The sequence below is a fragment of the Dokdonella immobilis genome (assembly GCF_900115085.1).
GTDB classification, from domain to species: Bacteria; Pseudomonadota; Gammaproteobacteria; order Xanthomonadales; family Rhodanobacteraceae; genus Dokdonella; species Dokdonella immobilis.
In genome coordinates, this window is the sequence record NZ_FOVF01000002.1 from 237364 (window position 1) to 250887 (window position 13524).

Below are 13524 nucleotides of genomic sequence, written 5' to 3' on the forward strand. Positions count from 1 at the left end.
ACCCGGCAACCTGCGCGCTCATGCGTAGACAAGGTTGCTGCCTAGAATGCTTCGGTTTTCGATGGCAGCCAGCAGGGCACGCTGCGATTCGGTCAGGGCCTCGTCGAGGTCGGGCGGTGCATGCGACGGTTCGATCCACTCCCGGATGTCGTCTTCGGCGGGCAGTCGAAGGCCCTCGATGCCCATCGCGACGAGCGCATCGAACAGGCGGCCGGTGGTCGCCGCGGGCTGATCGCACAGTTCGCGATAATCCACAAGGACCCGCGCCCAACCCTCGCTGGCGGCGAACGCCTCGCGCGTGTAGTGCTCCCACAAGGCCAGTGCCGAGGCCGCCGACATCGCGTCGCGGCGTTGCAGCGAAGCGGCCACCTCATGCGGATCGCGAACCACGAGGATGAAGACCGGGCGCGTCAGCAGAGGCAGCATCTCGCGCGCCAGCAGGCACAGCCGCGGTTCCTTGACGAACCAGGGACGATGCGGCTCGAGCGCTTCGAGCACGGGTGCGAGCTCACGACGGAACGCATCGACGGCCTCGGCAGGCGCCGTGCGCGGTGGCGCTTTCCAGTCTCCGCCGGCGGACTGGAGGCGGCGCACGCAGGCCATGTGCAGCCCGCCATGTTCAAAATGGCCGCGCGGATTGTCCGGCCCGCGCAGAAGCAACTCCTCGGCGCCTGGCCACGCGCCCATCAACTTGAGCAGGCCGGCCACGCTCGAGGTGCCGGAGCGGTGCATGCCGAGAACGACGATCTGGCCTGTTGCAGGCCGGCGCAGGTCGACCGGGCGGTGCCTGGGCGACTTCGCGGCAGCGGGTTTCAGCGTGCCGCCGGAGGCAAGCAGCTCGACCAGTCGATCGGCACTGGCGTCGAGGTTGTTGGCTTCGGCAAACGGCGCCGCCCGGGCTGCCGCTTCGGCGACCAGATCGGCTCGTCGGTTGTACACATCGCGCAGGCGCCATTCCAGCGATGCGGAATCCGGCTGCGCCCACAGGCAATCGGGCTGGTCGGGGTCGGCGACTTCCTCGCGTACCTCGACGGCGTGGCCCCATTCGTCGATCAAGTCCTTCTGGCTGCCATAGGCCGGTGCGATGACGACCCTGCCGCAGCCGATCGCCTCGCGCACGACCGGATCCCAGCCGGCGCCGCGCCGGGCGCTGACATAGGCATCCGCGGCAACCAGCAACTGGGCGCGCTCGTAGGCCGGAAAACCCCAGCCGGCCAGGATGCGCACGCGCGCGGCGTTGTCGATGGCGGCCAGCGGCTCTAGCTCCTCGCGCAGGGCGCTTTCGTCGTTGCCGGGGCAAATGTAGATGATCAGTTCGACCGGGTCGCCGGCATCGAAACTGCGCCGGAATGCGTCGACCACACGTTCGGGGGCATCGCGCCCGAGCATCTCGACCACGCTGAGGAAAACGAACTTCCCGTCAGGATTGCGTTGGGTCGGAACGTCCGGGTGGCAGTATTCGCGATCGATGCCGAGCGGCAGCACTTCGATCGGTACACGGGCGCCCGCTTCGCGGAAGGCATTCGCCTGGAACGGATCCGGCACCAGCAACAGGTCGAACCGGTTGCACTGTTCGATCCAGGCCTTGTCCGGCCGCGCCCATTCCGAAAACGCCAACGACAGGCGGAAGCGCCCGCGTGCCGTTGTCTGCATCCGTGCCGGCGCGCAGACCAGGGCGACCTCGGGCAAGGCCGGCAGCATACGCCGCGCGGCCAGTTCAAGCCGGAAGTCGTTGCCATCGAGCAGCTCCGGCGCGACCGGCGAATAGGCCATGCGCAGCGAGCGCGCATCGAGGCGCCAGAGCAGGCTGCGGGTCAATTGGCCGTAGGCATGCGGGAGACGGCTCAGGCCTTGCCAGAGCACCGTGCCACGGTACTCTTCGATCAGACGCTGTTGCCAGCGTGCGGCGAAACTGGCGCGGCTCTGTTTCCAAAGGCGTTCGCGAAAGCCGCCATCCTCGCGGGTCGAACCGTGCTGGTCGTGGCAGACCGTGACCGCGCCGGCGACGACGGTGGCGATGCCGGCATCGGCGGCGCGCAGGCAGTAGTCGGTGTCTTCGAAGTAGCTGTGGAAACGTTCGTCGAGCAGGCCGATGCGATCAAGGCAATCGCGACGAATATAGGCCAGCGCGAAGGCAATGCTTTGCACCCTGCGGTCGCGCGGGAATTGACCGACATCCGATTCCTGTTGTCCCGATTCGGTCTGCTGACCCCAGAGCAATTCCGGCTCGATGAAGCCGCCGAGATGGAACAGCAGGTTGTCCGGACTGGGGCCGCGCATGCGGCAGCCGACGATGCCGTGGTCGGCTGCGGCGTAGGCGGTATCGCGCAGGCGATCGAGCCAGTCGACCTGCTCGAAGACGAGGTCGTTGTTGAGCAGGACGACGTCGTTGTCCTCGCGTGCCGCGGCGATTCCCGCATTCATGCCGCGCACGAAGCCGAGGTTTTCCGGCAGGCGGATGGCCCGAACGCGCGCGCCGTATTCCTCGAGGCCCGCCGGCGTCTGGTCTTCCGAGCCATTGTCCACCACGATGACTTCGGCCTGCTCGAGCCGGCAGGCCAGCAGCGAATCCAGGCAGCGTCGGGTCAGAGCCCACTGGTTCCATGCCAGCACGATCAGGCTAGCCCCGCGCACTAGTGCCGAGTCCCGCAAATAGCGCACAACTCTCGCTGGGTCTTCGACTCCGGCCCGGCGTTGCTCGACGTCACCATGGTCCCACTATGCCTCCTCCTCGCGCCTTGTGCCGGGACCGAATCCGCGGCGCGACATACGCTTGCCATTTGCGGAACACGACACTCGCCCGGATTATTCATGAATTTCACGCGCCCTCGCTTGTCCCTTGAATCCACGCGGCTTTTCGCTCATTCGGCGATAGGGCCCGCTATCCCATCACTCGCGAAATACCGCCTGAACCCAGGGTCCTGCGCGATCATCGCGCGAATTCACGAATAATCCGGGCCAGGGAGACTCTGAACCCGTGATGCCACCCTTTTTCCACCATTGAATGCATCGCCTGGGCGATGCCTGCCTGCACGCAGCCCCTTGTTGCGACGACCTGAAAGGCGGCGCGTCTGTCTGCGCCGGCGCGCCGCGATCTGCACGCGGGCAGGTGTCGTGACCTCTGTGCCACCGGTTCAGGGCCTTCCTAGTCCTGTGCCGGCGCGGACGTCTGCCAGAGCGCGCCGAGGGCCGTGCCAAGCGTGTCACGCGCGTAGCTCGATACCGGCGTCAGCAGCAGGTTGGCACAGTCATAGGTCTGTACGCTCGGCTGCCTTGCGCTGCAGCGGATGGAGCGCAGGATCGCCTGCGGCGTATCGTTCCCGTCGTCGATGGCCTGCGCCGCGGCAATCAGCAGGCGACGCGGCGTACTGCCGAGACGGTGCGCCAGGTTCCGCAGTCGGCGCACTTCCTCGCGGTTCATGCGCCACCCTCCGGGTGCACGAGCTCGTCATGGTAGGCCGCAAACACCTCGTCGCGCGGGCCTTCACGCACGCTGCGACCATGCTCGACCCAGAGCAGGCGGTCGCACAGGGCGCTGACCTGGGTCTCATCGTGGCTGACCAGGACCACGGTATGCCCCTGGCGCATGCGTTCGCGCAAGGCGGCGCCGGACTTTTCCTGGAATTCCGCATCGCCCACGGCGAGCACTTCATCGATCAGCAGGACATCGGGTTCTGCCTGGATCGCCACCGAAAATCCGAGGCGCATGACCATGCCCGACGAATAGCTGGCGATCGGTTGTTCGAAGAAATCGCCGAGTTCGGAGAACTCCTTGATTGCCGGCAGGCGGGCGATGATCTCGCGCTGGCGCAGGCCGATCATCAGGCCAGAAAGGATCGCGTTGTCGCGCCCGGAAAGGTAGGGCGTGAATCCGAGCGCCAGTGACAGCAACTGGCACGACACGCGGTCGCGGCGCATCTGGCCGCGGTCCGGGCGAAGAATCCCCGCGAGCACCCGCAGCAGGGTGCTCTTGCCGGCACCGTTACGGCCGATCACGCCAAGCCGTTCGCCCTGGCGCAGGCTCAGGCTGACGTCCTCCAGCGCCCAGAACTTGCCGCTGCCAACGCGCCGCTGCGCGCTGAAGGCGACACCGACATGCTCGAGTTCGATCAGCGGTGCGCTCATCAGACGGCCAGTTTCGGATAGCGCGGGGCCAGCTGCCTGACCACGCCAATGCCGATCGCGAAGACGATCGCGGAAATGATGCAGACCTTGAGCAGGGCCGGCCAGTCCGGCCACTGCGCATGCATCAGGATGCCGCGGGTGGCGTCGAGCAGGGTCGCGACCGGATTCAGTGCGATCACCTCGCGCAGCGGCGAGGGCACCGAATCGAGGGCGAAGACGACGCCGGACAGGAACATGACCACGGTCAGCACCTGTTCGATGACGAAGCGCAGGTCCGGAATCAGGGGCACGACGGCGGCGACCAGGAAGCCGACCCCGGCGGCGAACAGCAGGGTCACGGCAAACACGATCGGCAGGGCCAGGTAGCTCAGGCTCGGCGGATATCCGATGACCCAGAGGATCACCAGCAGCAAGGCAAAAATGAACAGGAACTTGATCGTGTCGGCGAGCATCTGCACGAATGGAAATACCAGCACGGGCAGGCGCGCCTGGCGGATCAGGCCGAGATTGGTCCAGATCGCATGGCCGCCGTGGGTGATGCAGGACTTCATCCACTGCCAGACGGTCAGGCCGACCAGAAGGAAGGGCAGATAGCCGGGACCGCCGGTCTTCAGGATCACATCGAAGACCAGCCAGAACGCGGCCATCATCATGGCCGGCTCGGCGATCCACCAGATCAGGCCCAGATAGCTTCGCGAACGCTCTGCGCGCAACTCGGCATAGGTGCTGAAAAGAATCAGTTCGAAAAGGTGCTGGGGCATGACGGACGATGGAGGCGAAGGCAGGCAGGATACCGGATCGGGAGGCGGGCATGGACGCTCCGCACCCGCCGTCAGGCGCAATTGCCGTCGAGGATCGGCCCGAGCCAGGCCAGGCCGAGCAGGACCATGGCCAGGGCGGCACCCAGGGCGATGCGCCATCGGCTCTGGGCGAGCACCTCGGACCTGCGCTCGCGGTCCACAGCAGCGACGAGGAAGCTGCCGGCAAACCCGCACAGCACCGGCAGCATCTGGAACAGGTAGCGCTGCATGACGTGAAGGCCGGCGTACAGGAGCAACTGGTAGAGCAGGAAGAGTCCGAGGAACGCCGCCAGCGGCCGCCGCCAGCGTCGCCACAGGACGATGCCGAAGGCGCCGAGGACGAGCGTGGCGGAATGGGTCAGGTAGGCCAATACGGTCAACGGCGCCGCCAGGCTGTTCGCGGCGTAGGCGCCGAGGTGGCCCGCGCAGGCCGGGCCGGGCAATTGCGAGACGAGCAGGGTCTTGGCATTGAACAGACGGAAATACTGGGTGCCGAGCTGCTCGGCCACGATGCTGGCCAGGCCGCGCTCGGCGACCACGGATCGGATCCGGTCGAGCGCCATGGCATTGCGTTGCTGCGGGGTCGATGCGCTTTCGAGGAAAGCGGTCAGGGCAGGCAGGCCGGCCTCGTCGATGTAGTCGCTGCGGCTGATGTCGCGGATGCCGACCTCGAGGTTGTATACGGAGCTGTCGGCGATCAGCGGTCGCCCGGTTTCGACCACGCCTTTCCAAAGAGCCGGTGAGATCGACAGCAGCATGCCGGCGACGAAGGCCAGCGCCGCCATCCACGCAAACGAAGGCCCGCGCTCACTGCGGCGCAGGAAGAACAGCAGGAAGACGGGCCAGAAACCGCCGAGCAGGCTCTTGAAAAGCAGGGCCAGACCGATCAGCACTCCGGCCACGAACGCGCGCAGGTGCGGCCGCCCATGCGCGGTCAGCAGCAATGCCAGCGCGCCGAGCAGGCAGGCCAGATGCGTGACCTCGGGCCACAGCCACTGCGCATGCGCGAGCGTGCTCGGATTGAGCAGGAACAGGGCGCCGGCAGCAAACGCGGCACGGCCCTCGTCGAGCGTCTTCCAGAGCCGCACGAGCAAGAGCGCGCACAGCGCCAGCACAGCGATCTGGACCCCCTGCACGGCCAGCACGTGCGCACCGAACAGGCGGTAGACGAAGGCGATGAACCAGGCTTGCCCAGGCGGCCAGATGAAGAGCTCCGGCATCGGCTTGCCGGCGAGCAGGGCCAGCGCGCGCTGGTTGTAGTCGAACTCGTCGCCGACCAGGACCTTGGTCGCCGGCGAGTAATAGATCCAGAGCAGGCCGATGTTGAGCAAGGCCCAGGCCAGGAATGCCGCAACCAGCCAGGCCCGCCGGACCGGTTCCGGGCCGGTCCGCTGCAGGGGATTCATCGGCTCAGGCACGGCGGGCAGCGCCGAGGCCAGCTCGGCGGCCCAGCGCAGGGTGGGCCGGCCGGCGCGGACGGCGCGCGGTCATCCGGCCGAGGGTTCGGTCCTGGGCGAGCGCTTGGCCGGCGCCTTGAAGGTCGGCGTCATCTTCTCGCGCACGCCGCTGGTGCTGATCGACTCGACGTAGTACCAGTAGTCCTTGCATGGATCGATGCTGTCGTCCCGATACTGGTACTTCTGCGTTTCGTCGGTGGTGCCGGCGCCAAGGATCGGATCCTTGTTCAGCTTGACGAATTCGCCGTTTTCCGAATCGCCCCGAAAGACATCGAAGCCGAAATTGTCCTGCTCGCTGGCCAGCGACCATTTCGGCGTATTGGCGAGGCGGTCTGCCTCGGGGATTCCCGACTGGTCGCCGCAGGTGCCCTCGGGTGGCCGGGCCGCGGGCGCTGGCGCAGGCGCAGGCGCCGCTTGTGGGGTGGAAGCGGATTGGGTCGACCCTTTCGCCGGGGTCGCGGGCGCGTCGGGAGACGGTTGATCGCAACCCGTGAGGGCCAGGACGAGAAGGCTGGACAGGACAATTCGGCGCATGACGACTCCGTGCGGCAGGGAAAAGATCTGGCTGCAATGCTAGCCGTTGCCGGCAGGCAGCGCACGGCACGGTTGCTCCCGGGATCATCGCATTCCTCGGCAAGCGCTGCGCCGACGCCGCGGCGCCTGGGCTGCGCGCGCCCGACGATGGACCTGGGCATCTGTCCCCGGCGCGGCCAAATCGATGAAATCCCGGCAGCGGTGCGACTGGACACGGGCGGCCCGGGGCAACGATAGTCGTGCCATGCACCGATCAGCAACCACACCATCGAGAGGAGCTCCGGCGCGGCCACTGCTGCGCGCCGTCTTGCGCATCTACCTGGCCTTGAGCGCATCGATGGCGCTCGTGGCCCCGGCTGGCGCGCTCTCGCTGGACATCGAGACGACGCCGTCGGGAGACCTCTTTCCCGCCCTCGAACTTTCCCAGCCCAGAACGGCCGACGGGGGCGAAGCACACGCCGGAAACGGTCTGCTGCGACTTCGTGTCGGACATTCCGGCCAGCCACGCGATGCCCGACTGACCGTATCCACCCCGGGCCTGACTACGGCAACCGTCATCGATACGCACATCGATGAAGACATCGTCCTGCGTCCCCGCCTGAAGTGGGATATCGGTGCCCTGCGCGGGATGCAAGGCGTGCGCCGCCAGGCCCTGCAGGTCGTGCTCAGTTCTCCCGGCATGGACCCGATCATCCGCACCGTCGAAATTCGCCTGCACCCTCTCGACGAGGCCTTGTACTTCGTGCGCGAAGGCAACAATCGCATCGATCTGGGCTGGTCGTTCGCGGCCTGGGTCGATCCGCAGGATCCGGTCATCGACGAATTGCTGCAACTCGCCGGTATCGATATCACGGGCATGATGCGCATGCCGTCGAATCGCGCCGACCGGCTCGCGCGTGCGAGAGCGATCTGGTTCGGCCTTGAGCGCCATGGCCTGCGCTACGCCGACGACAGCGCCGGAATCAGCCAGGGTCCGGTCGTCTACAGCCAGCGCGTGCGTTTGCTGTCCAGTACCTGGGATGAGCGCGTGGCCAACTGCCTGGATGGCAGTGTCCTGATTGCCTCCGCGCTCGAACGGCTCGGCGTGGGCAGCTTCCTGGTCCTTGTCCCGGGTCATGCCTTCGTCGGCTTCTACACCGACGACGCCCGGCACGAAGCGGAGTTTCTCGAAACCACCCTGCTCGGATTTGCCGGGCAGGCGCGTCCCGCGCCGTCCGGTTCGGGTGCGCGCCCGGCGCGGCAGCGTGCCATCGAAGGCTTCGAGGCGGCGCGCCGTGCGGGGCGGGATCGCTACCGCAGGATTGCGCCGCGCCTGGATGGGCGACATCGCCCCGACTACGCACTCATCGACATCTCGAAAGCGCGCGCCTATGGCATCATGCCGCTCGCCGTCGGCCGGGGCGACCGCGCCGGCAGTGCTCCAGTCGCCCTTTCGGCGCCCCACCGTCCGCAACGTCCAACCAGCCATATTCCGTGAACAGACTGCCCCAGGAAAAGCCGCTTGAGGTGGTCAGGAACGAGATACGGGCCGATGCGGAGTCCGCCCGCTTGCGTGCGCCTCCGCGGCCGGCCCGGAAGCCGCCGCAGGCGACTTCGAATACGGCTCCCGCGGCTGCGACGCAAAGCCGGTATTCGATCTCCGAATTGAGCCATGCACCCTTCCCGGGTTTTCTCGAACACGCTTTCCAGGCTCTGCTTCGGCGCCCGCCCGACCCGGCAGGATTCGACGCGCAGGCGCGCCTGCTGGCCCAGGGACGCAGCAAGATCGAGGTGCTCGGCAATCTGCGCTGGTCGCCTGAAGGGCGCGAAATCGGCGTGCGCGTGCCATGGTTGCTGCCGCGCTACCTTCTGGCCAAATGCCTGCGCATCCCGGTACTCGGCTATCTGCTCGAATGGGTCGTCTGCCTCGGCGGCCTGCCGCGTATCGTCCAGCATCAGCGTGCTGCGGACATCTACCATAGCGTACGCCTCCAGGAAGTGCTCTCCGCGTTTCGCGGCCTCCAGGCTGAACTCGCGGCGGCGCGCGGTGACATTGCCCGGCTCGATACCGACCAGCAACGCCTCGGTGTCCGCCTCGATGATCTGAATGATCGTACCTCCCAGTTGCAGGCCGAAATCGCGCGCGTCGGCGCCGATGCACATGAATTGCGCCACCTCGTGTTGAGCATGAATCACTGGCTGGCTTCGCTGCGCAAGAATCTCTCGGCACTGGAACTGGCCGAGGCGGACCAGGCACGCCAGGCGGATACGCTCGATGCGGACATCGCCGCCCGGATGATGGCGTTGGATACCGCGCGTCCGGACCGACTCGGCGGTTGGGCCGGGCAGGTCGCCAGCCTCTTGCCAGCAGGCGCCCGGGTCCTCGACCTTTGCAGCGGCGATGACTGGTTGGCGTGCCTGGTCGGCAACGGCATAGAGGCGATTGGAATCGACACCAATACGGAGGTCGGAGCACGAGCGCGCGCGGCCGGGTTGTCGATGGCGGTCGCCGAACCCTCGGAAGTGCTGGCGCGTACGGCTGATCGGTCGCTGCACGGCCTGACCGCGCTCGACACGGGTGCCCTGCTGTGCGAGATGCCGGCGAATTCGCTGCTGGTGGCCATCCGTCGCGTGTTGCTGCCAGGAGGACTCGTGGTGCTGGGTTGCGGTCGCGAACCAGCAGGCATCACTGCGCGCTTGCGCGGGCGCGCCGATGTCCAGCTCAATGCCGAATTGATCCGGCAGGCCCTGCTGGCCGCCGGCTTTGTCGACGTCCGGACGTTGGTGGCCAGCGATGGTGCGGTCTGCCTCGCCGCCAGGATCGGGAGTCTGCCGGAGTGAATCGCATGCAATACGGTCACTGCGGCGGTGGTCGCCGTCCGCCCTCGCGTGCCGCCCTGGCAGGTCAGGCATGAGGGCGGCCATCCTCATTCCGGTGCTGACCAGCAAGGACGCCGTGGGCGCCGATGCCCTGGCCATGGCCTCGATCCTGGAAGATATGGGAATCGAGACCCGCGTGTTCTGCCAATCCGCGAGCGGGGTGGAACGCAAGACCTACCCGGCCAATCAGCTGCCGCAATTTGCCGGCGGCCCACGCGACCTGGTCATCTACCATTTCTCCACTGGCTGGCCGGCCGCGATCGAGCTGCTTGGGCGCTGTCGCGGCTATCGCATCGTGAAGTACCACAACATCACGCCGCCGGAATTCTTCAGCGACATCTCCGCGGACTACGAGACCGCCTGCAGGAATGGGCGGCAGGAAATCGCGAGCATCGCAACGCTGGGATGCGAGCTCTATCTTGGCGCTTCGGCCTACAACCTTGGTGAATTGCAGAAGGCCGGGATGCCGGCGGATCGAGGCGGCGTGCTCGCCCCGTTCCACCGCGTCGACGAAATGGCCGAAGCCGAGGGCGATGTCGCCCTGATCAAGCAGCTGACCGACGGATCGCGCAATTTCCTCATGGTCGGCCGGGTCGCGCCAAACAAGGGCCACCTTGCCCTGGTCGATGCGTTCGATGCGTATGTACGGGGCTATTCCGCGACTGCCCGGCTGATCATCCTTGGCAAGATCGATCCGCGCCTGGACCGTTACACCGCGGCGATCACCGGTCGCATCGAGGCCCTGGACCTGGCCGATCGGGTGCTCTGGATCGACGCGGCCAGCGAGGCGCAGCTCAAGGCAGCCTATCTCGCCAGCCATGTGTTCATGCTCCTCAGCGAGCACGAGGGATTTTGTGTTCCGCTGATCGAGTCGATGGCGGTGGGCACGCCGATCGTCGCCCATGCATCGAGTGCGGTGCCGGAGACGCTGGGTGATGCGGGCCTGATCTGGGAGGAACGCGACCCGTGGCTCTATGCGGCCAGCGCCGCGCGCCTGTTCGAGGACGATGCGCTGCGCGCGGGCATGCTGGAGCGGGCGCGCCTGCGCTATCGGCAGCAGTTCGCCATCGAGGTGCTGCGCGAGCGCTTCATCGGCTTCCTGGAGCCCGCCCTGTGAGGCCGCGCATCGCCATCGTCGTACCGCGTTGCCACGCGCGGCTGGTCGGCGGTGCCGAGGCTCTGGGCTGGCAATATGCCCAGTTGCTGGCTGTCGACCACGAAGTCGAGGTGCTGACGTCGGCCGCTTTCGACTATACGAAATGGGACAACGATCTCGAGCCCGGCAGCGAGCAGAGGGAAGGCATCACGATTCGCCGGTTCAGGGTCGCGCGCGGGCGCACGCCGTACTTCCATGCCCTACATCGGACCATGCTCGATGCGTTCGAAAAGATGCAGGCGTCCCCGGCTTCCGGCCAGGCGCCGCGCTATGGATGGCCGGAGGCGCTCGAAGAGGAATTCATTCGTGCCCAGGGGCCGAATTGTCCGGACCTGACCGCTCACCTGTCGATTCATGGCGACGCCTACGCGGCGATATTCTTCCTGCCCTATCTGTACCCGCTGGCGCTAGACGGCATCCGTGCACTGCGACATCGGCGCTGGGCGCTGATACCTGCCTTGCATGACGAGCCGCCAGCCTACCTGCAGACCTTTGCGCAGATGGCCCGCGCCGCGCCGCGCATCCTCTGGAACACGCCGGCCGAACAGCGGCTCGGCGCGCGACTCTGGGGCGTGCACGGCGGCAACGTCGTCGCCATGACCGTCGCCACCGACAGGGTCGAGCCGGCCCGCGAAACGCGCCCGTACCTGCTCTATTGCGGACGCATCGACGTCAGCAAGGGTTGCGGGCAATTGCTCGAGGGTTTCGAGGCATTCAAGGTGGCGCATCCGGATTCGGACCTCGAACTGGTCCTGACCGGCAACGACGTGCTCGGCGTCGGCAAGCGCAAGGACGTGCGCTATCTCGGTTTCGTCGAGGAACAGCGCAAATTCGAGCTGATGGCCGGTGCGGCGGCATTCGTCCAGCCGTCGCCGTACGAGAGCCTCAGCATCGTCCTGCTCGAAGCCATGGCGCAAGGTGCGCCGGCGATCGTCAATGCCCAGTGCGAGGTCCTGGTCGACCATGTCGAAGCCAGCGGCAGTGGCCTGGCCTATCGCGGCACCGGCGCACTGGTCGATGCGATAGGGCAGGTGCTCGCGCTCGACCCGGCGACCCGCAGCGACTGGAGCGTGAAGTCCCGCGAATACGTGCTCGCCCACTACAGCCGCGATCAGGTCAAGGCGCGCCTCGACGCCGAAGTCCGGGCTCTCGCGGCGGCGTGATTGTCGCGGTCGGCAAGTACGTCGGCGGAAAGCTCAGCCTGAACGCAGGTACAAGTCGAAGCGCGCGCCGCCAAGCGTCTTCGAGCGGCCGACCTTGAGCGTGCCGCCATAGGCCTTGACGATGTTCTGCACGATCGACAGGCCGATGCCATGGCCCTGGACGCGCTCGTCCCCGCGTACGCCCCGTTGCAGCAGGTACTCGACGCGGTCCGGCGGAATACCCGGGCCATCATCCTCGACGCAGAGGTCGAGTCCGCCGCTCCGCGAATCGGCCGATCGCCCCGGCCGCGCGGTCAGCAGCACGCTGTGCCGGGCCCACTTGAATGCGTTTTCCAGCACGTTGCCGAGCAGTTCCATGAGATCGCCCTGGTCGCCACGGAAACGGGTGTCGGGATCGATCTCGAATTCGCACAGCACCTGCTTGTCGGCGTAGACCTTCTCGAGGCTGCGCACGATTTCTTCGGCATACGGTTCAAGCGGCAATGGTGCGGCGAAGGTCTGCCGCCCCGAGGTGGCCGCCCGCGAGAGTTGGTAGGCGACGATCTCGTCCATGCGACCGACCTGTTCGAGCACCGTCCAGCGCAACTCCTTGCCATCGGTCTCGGACTCGAGTTGGGTGCGGACCACGGCCAGCGGGGTTTTCAGGCTGTGGGCGAGATCGGCCAGGGTATTGCGGTAGCGCTCGAGACGCTCGCGTTCGGAGTCGATGAAATTGTTGAGGTTGGTGGCGAGTCCTGAGAGTTCTGCCGGATAGCGGCCGGCCAGATGCCCCTCGGCGCCGCGTTCGACGCGGGCCAGATCGGCAGCCACCCGGCGCAGTGGCGCCATGCTCCAGCGCAGGACGCCGAGCAGGAGCAGAAGCAGCAGTACGCCGAGTCCACCGAGCCAGGCCAGCAGGGTACGCCTGAACACTTGCACCTGGTTCTGCAGGGCGGCGCTGTCCTCGGCGATATGCAAGGTCAGTTTCAGTTCGGGCCGGTTGGCGACGCTCCAGGTGATGCCCTGCGAGAGGATGAACAGATCCCCCAGGCTCGTCTGCACCGGGCCACGAAACACGGTTGCACCCTGGGGCAGCTCGGTGTCGAACGGCAGTTCGAGCCCGAGCGCCGAAGGCGAACGCCACTGGCGCTCCTTGGCATTGCGCACATGGTCGCCGACGATGCTTGCATACAGGCCCGAACCTGGGCGGTCGAAGCGGGGATCCGGCCCGACCTCGGGTGGAATCAGGTTGCCGGCGCGATTGGTGTCGGCACCGGCGAGGTAGGCGTGCATGTAACCCTGCAGGCGATCGCGCTGCGAACTCAGGGCGGCATCGAAGAAGGCCTTGTCGAGGGCGAAGAAGGCCAGGCCGAGGAATGCCGCGAGCGCAATGCCCGCCGCTGCCAGCGAACGGGCCTGCAACGACAGCGGGCGGGCCATCGCGCGGGCCG

11 protein-coding genes are annotated in these 13524 nt (G+C 66.8%); 4 read left to right on the forward strand and 7 right to left on the reverse strand.

Features of this window, described 5'->3' with window-relative positions; genetic code table 11:
* Positions 1-18: 18 nt before the first annotated feature.
* From BM125_RS02295 to BM125_RS02320, 6 genes are all read right to left on the reverse strand, one after another.
* Entirely contained in the window at positions 19-2634 is a 2616-nt protein-coding gene (locus BM125_RS02295; RefSeq protein ID WP_175497871.1) for a glycosyltransferase, read from the reverse strand.
* A 511-nt stretch (positions 2635-3145) separates the two neighbouring features.
* A complete protein-coding gene (locus tag BM125_RS02300; RefSeq protein WP_092404459.1) occupies positions 3146-3421 on the reverse strand; it encodes a hypothetical protein in 276 nt (91 codons plus the stop codon).
* A complete protein-coding gene (locus BM125_RS02305) occupies positions 3418-4125 on the reverse strand; it encodes an ABC transporter ATP-binding protein (protein WP_092404461.1) in 708 nt (235 codons plus the stop codon). Before BM125_RS02305 ends, BM125_RS02300 begins: the two co-directional genes overlap by 4 nt.
* Positions 4125-4886: an ABC transporter permease gene (locus BM125_RS02310; protein WP_175497872.1), complete on the reverse strand. Its 762-nt coding sequence runs from the start codon at positions 4884-4886 to the stop codon at positions 4125-4127. Before BM125_RS02310 ends, BM125_RS02305 begins: the two co-directional genes overlap by 1 nt.
* A 71-nt stretch (positions 4887-4957) precedes the next feature.
* Positions 4958-6331: a glycosyltransferase family 39 protein gene (locus BM125_RS02315; protein ID WP_092404465.1), complete on the reverse strand. Its 1374-nt coding sequence runs from the start codon at positions 6329-6331 to the stop codon at positions 4958-4960.
* Positions 6332-6412: 81 nt separating this feature from the next.
* A complete protein-coding gene (locus tag BM125_RS02320) occupies positions 6413-6916 on the reverse strand; it encodes a hypothetical protein (RefSeq protein WP_092404467.1) in 504 nt (167 codons plus the stop codon).
* A gap of 244 nt (positions 6917-7160) precedes the next feature.
* On the opposite strand from BM125_RS02320, the gene BM125_RS02325 reads away from it, so the two are divergent.
* From BM125_RS02325 to BM125_RS02340, 4 genes are all read left to right on the forward strand, one after another.
* The gene (locus BM125_RS02325) at positions 7161-8393 is read left to right on the forward strand and encodes a hypothetical protein (RefSeq protein ID WP_139224824.1); all 1233 of its coding nucleotides are present in this window, start codon (positions 7161-7163) and stop codon (positions 8391-8393) included.
* 167 nt (positions 8394-8560) lie between these two features.
* Entirely contained in the window at positions 8561-9736 is a 1176-nt protein-coding gene (locus tag BM125_RS02330; RefSeq protein WP_139224825.1) for a hypothetical protein, read from the forward strand.
* Positions 9737-9806: 70 nt separating this feature from the next.
* Entirely contained in the window at positions 9807-10892 is a 1086-nt protein-coding gene (locus tag BM125_RS02335) for a glycosyltransferase family 4 protein (protein WP_175497873.1), read from the forward strand.
* A complete protein-coding gene (locus tag BM125_RS02340; RefSeq protein ID WP_092404475.1) occupies positions 10889-12094 on the forward strand; it encodes a glycosyltransferase family 4 protein in 1206 nt (401 codons plus the stop codon). Before BM125_RS02335 ends, BM125_RS02340 begins: the two co-directional genes overlap by 4 nt.
* A 33-nt stretch (positions 12095-12127) precedes the next feature.
* Here the strand turns inward: BM125_RS02340 and BM125_RS02345 are convergent, their stop codons facing one another.
* Positions 12128-13513 (reverse strand): ATP-binding protein, encoded by a 1386-nt coding sequence (locus tag BM125_RS02345; protein WP_092404477.1) that lies wholly within the window; start codon positions 13511-13513, stop codon positions 12128-12130.
* Between the last annotated feature and the right edge of the window lie 11 nt (positions 13514-13524).